Here is a 14,949-nt window from a genome sequence, read left to right on the forward strand (position 1 = left end):
GTTCACTCCTTTACGAGTCGAGCTCTGGCGGGGTCACCACTCGGCGCTGCGCCAGGTGACGGTCATCAGCGCGTCCGGGGTGGCGGAGTCGGGCCGGAACGCCAGCTCGGTGCGGCCCGGTTCGAGCAGGAACAGCTCCTCCGGGCTGGAGTCGGCCATCGCGGTGTGGCGGCGGGACGCGGTGTTGTTGAGCGTGACCGTGCCCGCGGCGGTGTCGACGACGAGCTCGTCGCCGGCGGCAAGGTCGATCGCGTACCGCAGCCGGCGCTTGCTGACCCGCTCGGTGACGGTCGGCATCGAGCAGGGACCGCGGAAGACGATCACCGGGTGGGTGGCCGCCGAACCGGTGTTCTCGGCGACGGCGTCACCGGTGGACTTGGCCTGGCCCCAGTTGAGCGGCCAGGTCAGCCCGTTCGGCAGCCAGTTCAGACCGGACTCGGGCTGCGGGGCGGTGGTGGAGGCGGACTGCTCGTTGACGACGTAGCGGCGCGGGTCGGAGGCGAGCCACTGCACCGACATGCGCGTGCTGCCCTGGGTGGCGAAGCCCTGGTCGGCGGGGACGACGCGCTGGGCGATCCGGGCGCGCACGGCGAGCAGTTCGCCGTGCAGCCGGACGGTGAGCCAGCGCTCCTCCTCCAGGAGGCCGAGCGCCTGGCGCAGCGCGCGGACGGCCTCGGGGACGCCGTCGAAGTCCGGCATCAGGACGATCGTGCCGCCGACCTTGCGCGGCTTGGCGTAGCGGGAGCCCGACCAGGCACCGTGCGAGGTGGGCCGGTCGGCGTCGGAGGAGTCGTACTCGGGCAGGTCCTCCCAGCCGGACAGACCGGCCCGGTCGACGGCGAAGGGCGTGCCGGGGCCGATGAGAAGCCCGGCCCACTGCATCTGCCCGTCCTGGGTGATGAGGGAGCCGGGCGCGAGGTCGGCGGTGTAGTTGTTCGCGTCGTAAGCGACTGTGGTCTCGGCCATGGGCCGGTCACCTCACTTCTGAGGGGGTGTCAGGGTGGACGGGTTCAGCAGTGGGCGGCCGCGAGGAACAGCAGGTCCTCGGCGGTCGACCGCGGGCCGGCCCCGGGGTCCTCGTGGAAGTCCCGGATCCGGTGCGGCTTCCGGGGTGCCTCGGTGATGGCCGGGACGCGCCGGTTCTCCAGCACGCTGAGCGCGTCGATGCGCGGGGCGTCGGGGGCACCGGGGAAGACGACACCGCCCTCGGCGAGCATCGGGATCTTGGGGATGTCGATGCCGAAGTGCTTGCCGAGGAAGTCGAAGCTCAGCTTGTTGAGCCCGTCGATGATCCAGTTGGCGAAGGCGATGAGCCCGTCGATCGGTCCCTTGACGACGCCGATGACGGCGGTCAGGGCGCCCTTGATGAGCTCGCCCATGCCGTGCAGGGCGTTGCCGACGGCTTCCTTGGCGTGGCTGAAGAAGCCGGGGATCTTGTCGGTGAAGAGGGACAGGAACGGGTGGATGACGTTCTTGATCGCGTTGATGGAGCTGGACGCGATGCCGCGCAGGGCGTTGACGGCGGAGGTGACGATGGACCGGACGTGGGAGAACCCGTTGATCGCGTCGCCGATGATCTTCAGGAAGGTCGTGAAGACCGTCAGGTAGGCCTTGAAGTAGTTCATGACCAGCGTGCCGATGAGCGTCAGGATCGGCTGGAGGAACTTGAAGACCGCCTGGAAGCCCTTGAGGGCCTGCTGCATGACCTGCTTGATGATCCGCTGCCCGGTCTCGGTGTTCACCGCGTACTCGATGAGCCACGCGGCGACCGGGAGGAGGATGCTCGTGATGAAGCCGATCGGGGTCGTCTTCATCGTCAGGTTGATGCTGGTCATGACGACGGAGGCGAGCTCCATCACCGTGCCGTAGGTGTCCATCAGCTTGGTGATGGTGTCCATGAAGGGCAGCAGCGGCATCAGCATGTCCAGGAGCATGGAGAGGGCCGGGCCGCCGAACAGCGCGGCCACCCTCCCCGCCTTGCCCGCCGCGGTGCCCAGCTTCTTGAAGCCGTTCGCCGCCTTGGACTGCTGGATCCGCCGGACGGCGCCGGCCGCGCCGGACGCGCTCGTCTTGACGTTGCGCACGGTGTTGCCGGCCGCCCGCAGCCCGGCGGCCAGCTTGTCCATGCCGCCGGCCGCCCGCTGCGCGTCCTCCTTGATCCGCTTCAGCCCGCCGGCCGCGTCGCCGAGGCCGCGCCGCAGCGTCCTCATCACCGGTTCCGCGCCCAGGAACGGGTTGCGGAAGGCGGCGGCACTCATCCGCGCGCCTTCGCCAGGTACATCAGCGCGTCCGCGGTCGACTGCGGGTCACTGTTGCGGGCCGCGTGGTAGTGCTCGATGTGCAGTCCGGCGCCGGCGCCCTGGCCCGCCTGCAGCTGCGCGTGCATCCGGGCGCGGCGGGCGGTGAGGGCGAGCAGCCGGTCCAGCTTGGAGAGCGGGAGGACGGCCTCGGCCTCGCCGGCCTCGGCGATGATCGCCGGGACACCGCCGGCGCGCGGCATGACGACACCACCGGTGGCGAGCATCGGGATGGTCGGGATGTGCACGCCGAAGGTCTTGCCACCGACGAGCGGGACCCAGCCGGGGACGCTGACGTGGACCCCGTTGACCGCGTTGATCATGCGGTTGATCAGGCCGATGACGGCGTTGATCGGGCCGGACACGGCGCTCTTGATGCCGTCGAACGCGCGGGACGCGATGCCGCTGAGGGCGCCCCAGATCGAGGACATCTTGTCCTTCACGGCCTGGAAGGCGTGCGGGATCGTCTCCTTGATCCAGTTGACCACCGGCGTGATCACGGCCTTGATGCCGTTCCAGACCGCGCCGATGACGGCCTTGATGGCCTTCATCACCGTGGTGATGACCGTCTTCCAGATGTTGACGTAGGTCTTGATGACGGTGGCGACGGCCTTGACGACGACCGTGATGGCCTTCTTGATGCCGTCCCAGACCTTCTTGATCAGGGCTCCGGCCTGCTTCATGATCGGCCCGATGGCCTTCATGACGGCGCTGATCACGACCTTGATCGCGTCGAACGCCTTCTTGATGACCTTCTGCATCGTCTTCGACTGCATCGCCATGTCGACGACTTTTTCGATGAGAGGCATGAAGAGCTCGACGAGCCGGGCGAGCAGATTGCCCTTCATCGACTTGTTGAGCTTGTCCTGACCCTTGGACGCCTTGCCGGCGCCGGACTCGTACTTGCCGAGCTTGGTCCCGGCGGACTCACCGGTCTTGCCGGCCTTGGTCATCGCCTTCTCGGCGTTGTCCGAGGCGGTCTTGAGGTTCTTGAGCTGGGCGTTGGAGCCGTCGGCGTTGGTCTTGAGGTTCTTCAGCTGGTTGGACGCTCCGTTTCCGGCGTCCCCGACCTTCTTGAGGTCGCTGCCGGCGCCGGAGGCCTGCGTCTTGAGGTGGCGCAGGGCGTCGGACGCGCCCTTCAGGGAGCTGTTGAGAGACATGGGTTACCTCCTTTCGGGGTGGGTGGGTCAGCTGGTGGCGGGCGGGCCGATGACGGTCAATGCCTGCGAGGCGGCGAGCTTGAGGGCGTCGAAGGCGTGGCCGACGTCGCGGCCGGCCTTGGCGAGGCGCTCGGCGGACTTGGCGGCGGAGGAGAGAGTGCGGGCCTTGGGGAGCGCCTGCCAGCGCGCTGGATCGAGGTGCTGCTGGACGCCGACGAGCTTGCCGGCGCCCTTGGCGACGTCCTTCATGGCCTGGGGGTTGGCGTCCTTGACGACCTTGTTGATCTTGGCGAGCTTGCGCGCGTCGGGGAGCGGTGTGGGGAACTTGTCCAGCGCGTCGGCGACCTTGCCGACGTCGTCGGCATTGACGCCCACCATGCTTTCCTTGAGCTTCTTGATGGCGACCCCGATCTTGGTCACGGCGCGCGAGCTCGGCAGCTTGTGGTAGTTCGTGACGAAGCCGGGGGCGTGCTGGTTGAACGCCTCCAGGTGCGGGTTCAGCAGCTGGAGCTGGCGGCGCAGCGGGCCGAAGTTCGCTCCCGTCGGGATGGAGGCCAGTCCGCCTGCGGCGGCGTCCTCGCGCTGCTGGAGATGGTTGCGGTCGACCAGGCCGGGACGTGTGCCGTTGTCGTTCATGGCGATCGTCCGGTTGGTCAGGCTGGGGAACCGGGTGGCCATTCTGTCGAGGAGCGCGTTCTGGAGCCGCCGCTGCATGAGCGTGGAGCTGGCCAGCAGCATGCCCCCGACCAAGGGCACGAAGAGGCCCACGAAGGCCGAGGCGAAGTACGGCCAGACGACCGAGAAGTTCTTCCCCTCGTAGATCTTCTCCACGCCGGCGGCGACGCCGTCGAGACCCATGGTCTCGAGGTACTCCGACACCGGGTTCTTCGTGACCTCCTCGTGGATGTCACCGACCTGCTTGATCCACGGGGCGGCGGCTTCCTCGGTGAGGATCTTGGGGGCCTCGCCGATGAGGGAGTGCTTGAGCTGGGAGACGATCGCCTGCTTGTCGGTCGTCTTCTTGTCGTCGTTCTCGTCGGGAACCTTGTAGTTGAGCGTGATGGTGCCCGTGACCAGGGCGTTCCTGAGCGAGAAGATCTCATTGGAGATGTCGTCGATTGTTTTCGCCATGGATGGCTCCGCTTCCGGCCGCTAGCGGCCAAGCGCCGAAAAGCCCCTGCCGCAAGGAACTTCGGCAGGGGCTCGTGCGTGTGAAGGGCGTTCGGGCGGCTAGGCGTCGTCCTCCTGGCGGGAGCCGCGTCGCAGCGTCGCGAGGGCGTCGTTCCAGCCCGCCGCGTACGCGACCGCCTCGCGGCGGTTGACCTCGGCGTACAGCGTGCCGAGCAGCGCTCTCTTGTCGAGCGCGGCGGGTCCGTCCAAGAGCTGGGCGAGGCGGTCGTGGAGCGGGATCAGCGGTCGCGATGCCTCGGCCTGCTGGGTCATGGACGCCTGCCTTCCGGTTGCTTGCCCTTGCGTGCGTGGCGGCGCCGCGGAGTGAGGCGGGGGCACCACGTTATCGAACTTCTGTGCGAACAGAGTTTGGAACATCTGTTCGGTGTTTGTCGAGCGGGAAACACCTGACGGTGTGTCTTCTTGTCGGTTGTCCGAGCGGGTTGGTCCTCGATCGGGGCTGGTGTTCGACCGGGGTACTCTGGATGGCGCGTTCCCTGCACCTGACACAGTCGGGGGGCGAGGGGCGCGTAGGGGCGCGTGGGGACCCCAGGGGGTTGGAAGGCAGTGCGGACGCATGGAAACGGAGCCGGGCGCTAGCCGGCGGGAGCGGGTCATCGACTGGCTCGAAGCCCATCCGGACCTCCCCCACCTCTTCGCCCGTCTCAGCGAGCTCGTCCACGTCGCCGGGTACGCCCCGGAGGACCTCGTCGTCATGCCCCGCGCCGAGGTGGACCGGCGCGAGACCGCCGCGTTCACGGCGGGCTGGGCCGAGGCCGTCTCCGACGAACTCCCGCGCATCCGCCGCGAGTACGAGAAGCGGGTCGCCGACGCGTACGCGCAGGGCCAGGGCGACGCCCGTGGTATACGCAGGCCGCAGCGGCGCACGGACGGCGCCTCGGGCGACGGAGCCCGGGTCATCCCGCTGCCCTTCGCCCGGCTGCTCGAACCGCCGGCCGTCGTGGTCGAGGCCGAGGAACGCGTCCGCCGTGAGCGCGAGTTGTTCGAGCAGCGGGCCGAGCCCGACCCCGTACCGGCCGCCCCGGCTCCGGCTCCCGCACCCGCTCCCTCGCCGCCGCCGCCCGCGCCCGCGCGCGTACCGGAAGCCGCGCCCGAGCCCGTACCCGATCCCGCGCCGGAGCCGGACGTCCTGGTGACGGCTCAGGAGAGCCGTGCGCGCAGAAACGCCCAGCCGGTGCGGAAGGTGGTACGGGGCAAGGGCGGCCGGCCGATAGTGCCGCCGCTCAGCGGCGTCCCCACACAGACGGGAACGGCCGCGGACCGCCGTGACGCCGAGTTCGGTGAGCCGGGCGGGCGCGCGGGCGGGCGGGGGCGGCGGCTCTCCGACCGGGCCAGGGCACTGGAGGAGGAGCTGGCCGCCGAGCGAGCACAGGAAGCGCCCCCGGAGCCCGCTCCCTGAAAGCAGGGAACGGGCTCCGAGGGCCGTGGGGGGCGGGGTCTCAGCCGAGGGGTCGGCCGAGGGGTCAGCCGAAGAAGCGGGCGAGGGCGTCGGGGGAGATGGCCTCGCCGGTGCCCGCTCCCATGGCGCCACCGTCCTGCTCGTCCCCGTCGTCCTCGCCTGGCAGGCTCGGGCGCGGGATGGGCTCCGGCGGATCGGGCTGGTCGCCCTCCTCCGAATTGACGCACAGGAACATCCAGTTGGCGGCGGCCAGGTGGTCCACCGCCGCGGCGAGGAGGTGGTCGGTGACCGACCACTGCGCGGCCTCGCCGTGCATCTGCGTCAGCACGGCGCCGTCGGCCGGCAGATGCTTGATCAGCACCGCCAGGCGCCGGCTGGACAGCTCACCGCGGTACCAGTCGAGCAGGTCGGTGCTGAAGTAGCGGAGCAGGTCCGCCTCTAGTGCCTCGGCGTGTTCGTCGACGAACTCGACGAGGCTCAGTTTTCCCCCAGGCCGAGCCCGGTCTCCTTGCCGTAGGCCTCCAGGATGGCGGCGACGTCCTGCATGGTGATCTCGTGCTGCTCGAAGTTCGCGAACTGCTTCTCACCCATCAGGAGTGCGAGCAGCCCGTCCACGTCGTTGTCGTCGAGCTTGCGCAGGGCCTTCGCCGTCGCGCGGGAGAGCTCGGTGGGGAGGGTGTAGGTCTCGCCGTCCAGTTCGAAGCTCCAGCTGCGGCCGGAGGCCTCCAGGCGCTGGGCACGAGCGGCGTTGACGTCGAAACGGGCCATGGTGGCGTACTCCTGTGTTCGAGTGGGTGAAGAGAGGAGAGGGTGGAACGGGGCGTGAGGGGTGGGGCGGGGCGGTTCTCACCGCCCCGCCCCGGGTGAGGCCGACTCAGCCGACCGTCGATCAGACGGATCAGACGGTGGCGGAGTACTGGCTGTCCTTCATGAGGAAGGTCGCCAGCGGCTTGCCGTCGCCCTTCGACATGGCCGAGAAGGTCACGCCCAGCGTGGACGCGGCCTTGCGGGCCAGCTTGATGTCGTCGGTCGCGGTGACCTGACCGTTCGGGATGATGAAGCGGTACTTGACCACGGTCGTGCCACCGGCCTTGACGTCGGTGAACTCCAGGCCGAGGGCGCGCACGTCCACGAACGGACGCTCGGCGATCTCGTAGCGGTAGGTGTCGACCGCCGGGGTCGGCTCGGCCTTGACCGCGTCGCCACCCATGAAGAACGGCAGGGTGTCCTCGTTGAACTGGAGCATGGCGAACTTCAGCGAGAGGTCACGCGCCGAGTAGATGTAGTGGACCGGGGAGACCGACTGCCACGAGTCGACGGCCTCCAGCTTGTCCTTCTTCGAGAAGGTGACACCGTCGCCGGTGGTGAAGCCGAGGTCCTTCCAGCCCGCGCCGGACCAGTCGGCGGCGGAGTCCGTGCCGAAGGTGGCGGGGGCGGACGTACCGGCGGCGGCGACGTAGAGCTTGCCGGCACCGGCGACGCGGATCTCGGCGGCGTTGTTTCCAGCCATGGTGGTGTTTCTCCTTGATGAGAGGGGTGAGGGCACCGCCCCGGGCCGTCAGGACCGGGTACGGCAAAGGCCCCGCCGGACGGCGAGGCCTGGTCTGTGGGGCGACCGTCACGAGGGGACGGCCGTGCGAGGGACCGTTACGGAGCGACGGTCAGGGAGAGCTGGATCAGGCAGAGGTAGCGGTTGGCGCCCCGGTAGAGGTAGTCGGGCGTCCAGCGCGGCCCGTCCATCTCCTCCACGTCCTGGACGAGGTTGTTGCCGATCACCTTGCCGAGCGTCATGAGCAGCGACTTGCGGGCGGCGTTGGCGAGGATGTGGGCCGCGGGCTTGGTCGGCGCGTAGACCTCGAACTCGATCAGCGGCTTGTCCAGGTGCAGGTCACCGATCCAGGCGCCGCCGCGGCGGTTGACGAGGACCGCGGTCTGCGTCCCGTCGAAGCCGCTCGGGGCCTGGGCGGCGACCGTGGCGCCGGCCAGCGCCGGGTCGGCCTTGAGGACGTCGACGACCAGCTTCTCGACGTCCGGGAACGCACTCGGGGGAGTGGTCATGACGGTTCTCCTCAGGGATAGGGGGAGATGAGGCGGGTTGGTGCGGGGGCCGCCCGGGGCGCTCGACGCGGGGAAGGGGGCGGGGGCGCGGAGCGCTCCCGGACGGCGGACGGCGGAGACTGCGGCCCGTCTCGCGGGCACAGCTCCGCCGCTGCACCAACTGTGACAGAGAGCGTGCGCGCACGCAACTAGTTCGGTGATCAGTTCTGGAAAGAGCGGTCACCGAGTCGGTGATACGCCTCTGACCTGGGGTTATGTGGGCGAGGCGGCCGCGATAGGTTGAGTTCCCCCGAACAGAGGAGCCGCCGTGCCGCCCATATCCGCAGCCCCCCGCCCCCGCCTCCTCTACGTCACCGACCTCGCCTACCCCGCCCGTGGCCGCCGCTACTGCGACGAGGACATCGACCTCACCGCCCGGCTGCGCGCCGAGTTCGACCTCGCCCTGTGCCACCCGCGCGACGCCGCCGCCCTCATGGCCGGCTTCGACGCCGTCGTCGTCCGCAACAGCGGCCCCGTCCTCCACTACCAGGACGCCTACGACGCCTTCCGCGCCCGGGCCGAGGCCGCAGGCACCCGCGTCTACAACCCGCTCCACGGGCGCGGCGACATGGCCGGCAAGCAGTACCTGCTCGACCTCACCACCGCCGGACTGCCCGTCATCCCCACCGTCGACCGCGCCGCCGACCTCGACCGGCTGCCCGCCGCCGAGGCGTACGCGGTCAAGCCCAAGGCCGGCGCCGACTCCATAGGGCTGCGCTTCGTCCCGTACGAGGAGCTGGCGGGACTCCCGTACGGCGAGATCCTCGTCCAGCCGCGGATCGACTTCCGCTACGAGGTGTCCTTCTACTTCGTCGACGACCGCTTCCAGTACGCCCTCCACGCCCCCGACCCCGAGCGCCGCTGGGTCCTTGAGCCGTACGAGGCCACCGAGGACGACCTGCGCTTCGCCCGCCGCTTCGTCGACTGGAACACCCTCGACCACGGCATCCAGCGCGTCGACGCCTGCCGCACGCCCGAGGGCGAGCTGCTCCTCGTCGAGCTGGAGGACCTCAACCCGTACCTGTCGCTCGACCGGGTGCCGGAGGAGACGAGGGACCGTTTCGTCGCCGACATGGCGGAGTCACTCCGCGCCTTCCTGAAGGCGTGAAGGCGTGAGGCGTGACGGTGTGACGCCGTGACGGCATGACGAAGGGCCCCTGTCCCACCCGGGACAGGGGCCCTTCTCACATCCGTACGTCTACGGCTCAGGCGGTACGAGGCCGCCGCCGCGCCGCGCGTTCCGCCGCGAACACGTCCTCCAGGCGGAACAGCTGCGCCCGGCCGGCCTTTCCCGCCGCCCGCAGGTGGCCCAGCTGGACCCACTTGCGGATGGTCGCCGGGGCCACCCCCGCCTCCTCGGCGGCGAGCGGGCCCGGGATCAGGGCCGGCAGGGAAAGCGCGGTCGAGCTCAGCATGAGGTCTCCTTCGTGTCGTCCATCGCCGCTTCGATCTCGTCCGTACGCGCCCCGGACGCGTCCGCGAGCTCCGCCCACTCCGCCTCCGGCCACAGGTGCCGGTACGACGGGTCGTCCTGACAGCCGCAGGCCGCGTCCGTGCACACGCACGCCGGGTTCACGCACAGCACCGCCCGCCGGTCCGGGAAGGCCCGCAGCGACACCGAGTCGCACCAGGGGCAGCGCCCCGACACCCGGACCACCGTCTCCGCGTCGCCGAGCGTCCGCGCGCAGCGGCGCGCCATCCGGCGGACCTCGTCGCGCACGTGGCGGGCGAGCACCGGGTGCGCGGCGATCTCGTCGAGGAACCCGACGACCCGGCGCAGCCGCTCCACGACCCCGGCCCGGCGCGGCCGGGGCAGTCCGAGGCGGGCGCAGACCGCCTCCTCCAGCTCCACCACGCCGTCGGTGATGTCACGGATGGCGTCGGATATGTGCAGCCGGATCGGGGCGGCCCCGTGGCCGGGGACGGAAAGACCGTGCCGCTGCTCCAGGAGCAGCGCCTCGCGCCGCTCGGCGCGGATCAGCTCGTCGCGGCCGGGGTGCGGGGCGGTCGGCGCGGTTCCGGCGGGGGCCCTGCGGCCGGGCGCGAGCTCCTCGGCGAGCTCGGGGAACTGCCGTACGAGGGAGGCGGCCCAGAGCGTGATGTCCCGTACGACCCGCTCGTCGGCCATCCGCGGCGCGGCAGGTCCCTGCTCGACGCCCTCCATCGCGTCCTCCGTCTCAGCCACGGCCGCCTCCGCCCACGCTCGCGAGCGGCAGTCGGGCGCCGGCCTCGTCCAGGGCGGAGGCGAACTCCGTCGCCTCCGCGGCCTCGGACGTGCGGCCGCGGCGCTTGCGGGGCTTCACCGGGCGGCCGTTGCGCCACAGGCGGCCCGCGCAGACGCCGTCGAACCAGCTCTCGGCGGGGGCCACGGTCGCCTCGCACTCGCGGCTCACGGGGCAGACGGCGCAGGCCCGCAGGGCCGGGGCCGCCTCCTTGCCGCGGCGGGAGAAGACGACGGTCGGGTCGAGGCCGGCGCATGCGGCGGCGGCCTGCCAGGGGGAGGTGTCGGGCTGGAGCAAGGGGTTCTCCACGTTCCGGGGCCCCGTTGCCCCTGAGGCCGGTGGGGCCTGTGGGACTCGTGAGGCCGACGAGTGCGGCGGCCAGCAACATAGACATGTTGCGTGCGAGCTCGCAACTATCTTCGTGGTGGACCCTTGGCGGCCTCTTCACCGATTCGACACGGTTGCGTGCCCGAAAGCACGTAATTCCGTGCGCGCAAGCACGCTAAAGTAAGGGGCCCGAAGGGTGGGGGAATAAACAGGGAGCGGTACAGATGAGCACTCAAGGGCTCGACGAGTTCGCGGCATGGGTCGAAGGCCTCATGCGCGCGCGCGGTTACGACATCGACAGCCCCCGTGGAGGGGGCAAGTCGCGGATCGCGGACGAGGCGGGCGTGCACCGCGCGGCCGTGACGCGACTGCTGCAGCGGCAGAGCATGCCCGACCTGGAGACCATGCGCAGGATCGCCCCGCTTCTCGGGGTGTCCGTCCGCGACATGCTGATCCGGTCGGGCCGGGTGACCCCGGAAGAGCTTCCGGCCGCCGCCGACCTGCTGCCGCCGAGCGACTGGCAGCCGACCATGGAGGACTTCGCGCGCTGGCTCGGGGTCCCCGACGAGCGCATGGACGTCTTCGTCAAGGTCGTGCACCAGTTCCTGGAGCCCGAGCCGGCCGACGCCGGTGACAGCCGGGCCGCGACCGCCGTCGAGGCGCGCCGCGCCGCGCAGGACTGATCCGCGGTCCCGGACCTGACGTCCGGGACGGTGCCGGTCTCCGGGCGTCGCACCCCTTCGCGTACCCTTCCCGCACACCGCTCCGCATCCCGCCCCGTACCCGGCCGCGGGCTTCCGGGAGTCCTCCCGGACTTGCCCCGGCCCCGCCTCGGACCGGCTTCTCCCCTGTCGCCCGGCCCGTCGTGCGCGTGGGCATTTGTTTTGACCGGAGTGCATGCGATAGGTACGCTCATGCCTTGTGCCTGGGGTGTGCCCGGAGCCGTGTGCGTGTCCTCAACCGCACTGGGTCTCCGAGACCGGCCACCGCGATCAGCGCCCTTTTCCGCCCTCGGCGGAGGTCCGCGCTATCCGACACACCCGACCGCGTGGGTCGGTGAAGTTCCAGGTTAGTTTTACCGAACGGCACACAGAAACCGGAGAAGTAGTGCCTACGATCCAGCAGCTGGTCCGTAAGGGCCGGCAGGACAAGGTCGAGAAGAACAAGACGCCCGCACTCGAGGGTTCCCCTCAGCGCCGCGGCGTCTGCACGCGTGTGTTCACGACCACCCCGAAGAAGCCGAACTCGGCCCTCCGTAAGGTCGCGCGTGTGCGTCTGACCTCGGGCATCGAGGTCACGGCCTACATTCCGGGTGAGGGACACAACCTGCAGGAGCACTCCATCGTGCTCGTGCGTGGTGGCCGTGTGAAGGACCTGCCGGGTGTTCGTTACAAGATCATCCGCGGTTCGCTCGACACCCAGGGTGTCAAGAACCGCAAGCAGGCTCGCAGCCGCTACGGCGCCAAGAAGGAGAAGTAAGAATGCCTCGTAAGGGCCCCGCCCCGAAGCGCCCGGTCATCATCGACCCGGTCTACGGTTCTCCTCTTGTCACGTCGCTGATCAACAAGATCCTGCTGGACGGCAAGCGCTCCACCGCCGAGCGCATCGTCTACGGCGCCATGGAGGGCCTCCGCGAGAAGACCGGTGCTGACCCGGTCGTCACGCTGAAGCGCGCGCTCGAGAACGTCAAGCCGTCCCTCGAGGTCAAGTCCCGCCGTGTCGGTGGCGCCACCTACCAGGTGCCGATCGAGGTCAAGCCGGGTCGCGCGTCCACGCTGGCGCTGCGCTGGCTGGTCGGCTACTCCCGCGCCCGTCGCGAGAAGACCATGACCGAGCGCCTCATGAACGAGCTCCTCGACGCCTCGAACGGCCTCGGTGCTTCGGTCAAGAAGCGCGAGGACACGCACAAGATGGCCGAGTCCAACAAGGCCTTCGCGCACTACCGCTGGTAGTCGCAACCCACATCGAGACCGAGAGAAGACTGAAGCCTTATGGCTACCACTTCGCTTGACCTGGCCAAGGTGCGCAACATCGGCATCATGGCCCACATCGACGCGGGCAAGACGACCACCACCGAGCGGATCCTGTTCTACACCGGTGTCTCGTACAAGATCGGTGAGGTCCACGACGGCGCTGCCACGATGGACTGGATGGAGCAGGAGCAGGAGCGTGGCATCACGATCACCTCTGCTGCCACCACCTGCCACTGGCCGCTCGAGGACGTCGACCACACGATCAACATCATCGACACGCCGGGCCACGTCGACTTCACCGTCGAGGTGGAGCGTTCGCTGCGCGTGCTCGACGGTGCTGTGACGGTGTTCGACGGCGTGGCTGGCGTCGAGCCGCAGTCCGAGACCGTTTGGCGTCAGGCGGACCGCTACGGCGTTCCGCGTATCTGCTTCGTCAACAAGCTCGACCGCACCGGTGCCGAGTTCTTCCGCTGCGTCGACATGATCGTGGACCGCCTCGGCGCGACCCCGATCGTCATGCAGCTCCCGATCGGCGCCGAGGCCGACTTCCAGGGCGTCGTCGACCTCGTCCGCATGAAGGCTCTTGTCTGGTCCGCCGAGGCCACCAAGGGTGAGATGTACGACGTCGTCGACATCCCGGACACCCACACCGAGCTCGCCGAGGAGTACCGCGGCAAGCTGGTCGAGGCCGTCGCCGAGAACGACGAAGAGATCATGGAGCTCTTCCTCGAGGGCGTCGAGCCCACCGAGGAGCAGCTGTACGCGGCCATCCGCCGTATCACGATCGCTTCCGGCAACCCGGACAACACCACGGTCACCCCGGTGTTCTGTGGCACCGCGTTCAAGAACAAGGGCGTCCAGCCCCTGCTCGACGCGGTCGTGCGCTACCTCCCCTCCCCGCTTGACATCGAGGCCATCGAGGGCCACGACGTCAAGGACCCGGAGGTCGTGGTCAAGCGCAAGCCGTCCGACGACGAGCCGCTGTCGGCCCTCGCGTTCAAGATCATGAGCGACCCGCACCTGGGCAAGCTCACCTTCGTCCGCGTGTACTCCGGCCGCCTCGACGCCGGTTCCTCTGTCCTCAACTCCGTTAAGGGCAAGAAGGAGCGCATCGGCAAGATCTACCGCATGCACGCGAACAAGCGTGAGGAGATCGACTCGGTGGGCGCCGGCGACATCATCGCCGTGATGGGTCTCAAGCAGACCACCACCGGTGAGACGCTCTGTGACGACAAGAACCCGGTCATCCTGGAGTCCATGGACTTCCCGGCCCCGGTCATCCAGGTCGCCATCGAGCCGAAGTCCAAGGGCGACCAGGAGAAGCTGGGTGTCGCCATCCAGCGTCTCGCGGAGGAGGACCCCTCCTTCCAGGTCCACTCGGACGAGGAGACCGGCCAGACCATCATCGGTGGTATGGGCGAGCTGCACCTCGAGGTGCTGGTCGACCGCATGCGCCGTGAGTTCAAGGTCGAGGCCAACGTCGGCAAGCCGCAGGTGGCCTACCGCGAGACGATCCGCAAGGCCGTCGAGCGCGTGGACTACACGCACAAGAAGCAGACCGGTGGTACGGGCCAGTTCGCCAAGGTCCAGATCGGCATCGAGCCGATCGAGGGCGGCGAGACCTCGTACGAGTTCGTGAACAAGGTCACCGGTGGCCGCATCCCGAAGGAGTACATCCCTTCGGTCGACGCGGGTGCCCAGGAGGCCATGCAGTTCGGCATCCTCGCCGGTTACGAGATGACCGGCGTCCGTGTGATCCTGCACGACGGTGCCTACCACGAGGTCGACTCCTCCGAGCTCGCCTTCAAGATCGCCGGCTCGCAGGCCTTCAAGGAGGCCGCGCGCAAGGCTTCTCCCGTGCTCCTTGAGCCGATGATGGCCGTCGAGGTCACCACGCCCGAGGACTACATGGGTGAGGTCATCGGCGACATCAACTCCCGCCGTGGCCAGATCCAGGCCATGGAGGAGCGTCACGGTGCCCGCATCGTGAAGGGCCTCGTGCCCCTGTCGGAGATGTTCGGCTACGTCGGCGACCTCCGCAGCAAGACCTCGGGTCGCGCAAGCTACTCGATGCAGTTCGACTCCTACGCCGAGGTTCCGCGGAACGTCGCCGAGGAGATCATCGCGAAGGCCAAGGGCGAGTAACGCACCGCGTTTAACGCAGCGCGTTCACACGCCTTAGGCTTGACACCGACCGTGGGGGTCGGCCCGCAAGGGAAGATCCCCGCGGGCGGCACCCCAGCAAAGATCACCTGGCGCCGATGAACCAAGGCGTACAGAACC

The 14,949-nt window shown here is 69.3% G+C and carries 18 protein-coding genes; 6 read left to right on the forward strand and 12 right to left on the reverse strand.

Going from position 1 to position 14,949, the window contains the following annotated elements; genetic code table 11:
* Nucleotides 1-33: 33 nt before the first annotated feature.
* From ACWEV0_RS08810 to ACWEV0_RS08830, 5 genes are all read right to left on the reverse strand, one after another.
* Nucleotides 34-966 (reverse strand): phage distal tail protein, encoded by a 933-nt coding sequence (locus ACWEV0_RS08810; RefSeq protein WP_453147717.1) that lies wholly within the window; start codon nucleotides 964-966, stop codon nucleotides 34-36.
* Between the two features lie 44 nt (nucleotides 967-1,010).
* Nucleotides 1,011-2,258: a tape-measure protein gene (locus ACWEV0_RS08815; protein WP_453147719.1), complete on the reverse strand. Its 1,248-nt coding sequence runs from the start codon at nucleotides 2,256-2,258 to the stop codon at nucleotides 1,011-1,013.
* Entirely contained in the window at nucleotides 2,255-3,457 is a 1,203-nt protein-coding gene (locus ACWEV0_RS08820) for a phage tail protein (protein WP_453147721.1), read from the reverse strand. The genes ACWEV0_RS08815 and ACWEV0_RS08820 overlap by 4 nt, the downstream gene beginning before the upstream one ends.
* A 27-nt stretch (nucleotides 3,458-3,484) precedes the next feature.
* Complete coding sequence (locus ACWEV0_RS08825) at nucleotides 3,485-4,588, reverse strand: hypothetical protein (protein ID WP_453147722.1); 1,104 nt, start codon at nucleotides 4,586-4,588, stop codon at nucleotides 3,485-3,487.
* A gap of 99 nt (nucleotides 4,589-4,687) precedes the next feature.
* Nucleotides 4,688-4,900: a hypothetical protein gene (locus ACWEV0_RS08830; protein ID WP_453147724.1), complete on the reverse strand. Its 213-nt coding sequence runs from the start codon at nucleotides 4,898-4,900 to the stop codon at nucleotides 4,688-4,690.
* Between the two features lie 304 nt (nucleotides 4,901-5,204).
* Between ACWEV0_RS08830 and ACWEV0_RS08835 the strand changes: the two genes are divergently transcribed.
* The gene (locus ACWEV0_RS08835) at nucleotides 5,205-6,047 is read left to right on the forward strand and encodes a hypothetical protein (protein WP_453147725.1); all 843 of its coding nucleotides are present in this window, start codon (nucleotides 5,205-5,207) and stop codon (nucleotides 6,045-6,047) included.
* Nucleotides 6,048-6,111: 64 nt separating this feature from the next.
* On the opposite strand, the gene ACWEV0_RS08840 is transcribed toward ACWEV0_RS08835, so the two are convergent.
* The 4 genes from ACWEV0_RS08840 to ACWEV0_RS08855 all read right to left on the reverse strand — a co-directional run bounded on the left by ACWEV0_RS08840 (nucleotide 6,112) and on the right by ACWEV0_RS08855 (nucleotide 8,105).
* Entirely contained in the window at nucleotides 6,112-6,408 is a 297-nt protein-coding gene (locus ACWEV0_RS08840) for a hypothetical protein (protein ID WP_453147727.1), read from the reverse strand.
* Nucleotides 6,409-6,524: 116 nt separating this feature from the next.
* Nucleotides 6,525-6,815: a hypothetical protein gene (locus ACWEV0_RS08845; RefSeq protein WP_453147728.1), complete on the reverse strand. Its 291-nt coding sequence runs from the start codon at nucleotides 6,813-6,815 to the stop codon at nucleotides 6,525-6,527.
* A gap of 130 nt (nucleotides 6,816-6,945) precedes the next feature.
* On the reverse strand, nucleotides 6,946-7,557 hold the full coding sequence (locus ACWEV0_RS08850; RefSeq protein WP_453147730.1) for a phage tail tube protein: 612 nt from the start codon (nucleotides 7,555-7,557) through the stop codon (nucleotides 6,946-6,948).
* Between the two features lie 137 nt (nucleotides 7,558-7,694).
* Nucleotides 7,695-8,105 (reverse strand): hypothetical protein, encoded by a 411-nt coding sequence (locus ACWEV0_RS08855; protein WP_453147732.1) that lies wholly within the window; start codon nucleotides 8,103-8,105, stop codon nucleotides 7,695-7,697.
* A gap of 307 nt (nucleotides 8,106-8,412) precedes the next feature.
* On the opposite strand from ACWEV0_RS08855, the gene ACWEV0_RS08860 reads away from it, so the two are divergent.
* On the forward strand, nucleotides 8,413-9,252 hold the full coding sequence (locus tag ACWEV0_RS08860) for a hypothetical protein (protein WP_453147734.1): 840 nt from the start codon (nucleotides 8,413-8,415) through the stop codon (nucleotides 9,250-9,252).
* A 97-nt stretch (nucleotides 9,253-9,349) separates the two neighbouring features.
* Here ACWEV0_RS08860 and ACWEV0_RS08865 read toward each other — a convergent pair whose 3' ends face one another.
* Genes ACWEV0_RS08865 through ACWEV0_RS08875 form a run of 3 tightly spaced genes read right to left on the reverse strand, consistent with a single transcriptional unit; the run spans nucleotide 9,350 to nucleotide 10,663 of the window.
* Nucleotides 9,350-9,559 carry a MerR family transcriptional regulator gene (locus tag ACWEV0_RS08865; RefSeq protein ID WP_403795431.1) on the reverse strand — a complete coding sequence of 70 codons (210 nt, stop codon included), beginning with the start codon at nucleotides 9,557-9,559 and terminating at the stop codon, nucleotides 9,350-9,352.
* Entirely contained in the window at nucleotides 9,553-10,272 is a 720-nt protein-coding gene (locus ACWEV0_RS08870; RefSeq protein WP_453147785.1) for a hypothetical protein, read from the reverse strand. Before ACWEV0_RS08870 ends, ACWEV0_RS08865 begins: the two co-directional genes overlap by 7 nt.
* 49 nt (nucleotides 10,273-10,321) lie before the next feature.
* Complete coding sequence (locus ACWEV0_RS08875; protein WP_453147736.1) at nucleotides 10,322-10,663, reverse strand: WhiB family transcriptional regulator; 342 nt, start codon at nucleotides 10,661-10,663, stop codon at nucleotides 10,322-10,324.
* A gap of 254 nt (nucleotides 10,664-10,917) precedes the next feature.
* On the opposite strand from ACWEV0_RS08875, the gene ACWEV0_RS08880 reads away from it, so the two are divergent.
* The 4 genes from ACWEV0_RS08880 (at nucleotide 10,918) to fusA (ending at nucleotide 14,811) form a co-directional block, all read left to right on the forward strand.
* The gene (locus ACWEV0_RS08880; RefSeq protein WP_453147738.1) at nucleotides 10,918-11,376 is read left to right on the forward strand and encodes a helix-turn-helix domain-containing protein; all 459 of its coding nucleotides are present in this window, start codon (nucleotides 10,918-10,920) and stop codon (nucleotides 11,374-11,376) included.
* 424 nt (nucleotides 11,377-11,800) lie between these two features.
* Nucleotides 11,801-12,172 carry a 30S ribosomal protein S12 gene (gene rpsL, locus ACWEV0_RS08885; RefSeq protein ID WP_003948652.1) on the forward strand — a complete coding sequence of 124 codons (372 nt, stop codon included), beginning with the start codon at nucleotides 11,801-11,803 and terminating at the stop codon, nucleotides 12,170-12,172.
* A gap of 2 nt (nucleotides 12,173-12,174) precedes the next feature.
* Complete coding sequence (rpsG, locus tag ACWEV0_RS08890; RefSeq protein ID WP_389204802.1) at nucleotides 12,175-12,645, forward strand: 30S ribosomal protein S7; 471 nt, start codon at nucleotides 12,175-12,177, stop codon at nucleotides 12,643-12,645.
* A gap of 39 nt (nucleotides 12,646-12,684) precedes the next feature.
* On the forward strand, nucleotides 12,685-14,811 hold the full coding sequence (gene fusA, locus ACWEV0_RS08895) for an elongation factor G (RefSeq protein WP_453147742.1): 2,127 nt from the start codon (nucleotides 12,685-12,687) through the stop codon (nucleotides 14,809-14,811).
* The last annotated feature ends 138 nt before the right edge of the window (nucleotides 14,812-14,949 follow it).

Source organism: Streptomyces sp. NPDC003943 (genome assembly GCF_053605265.1).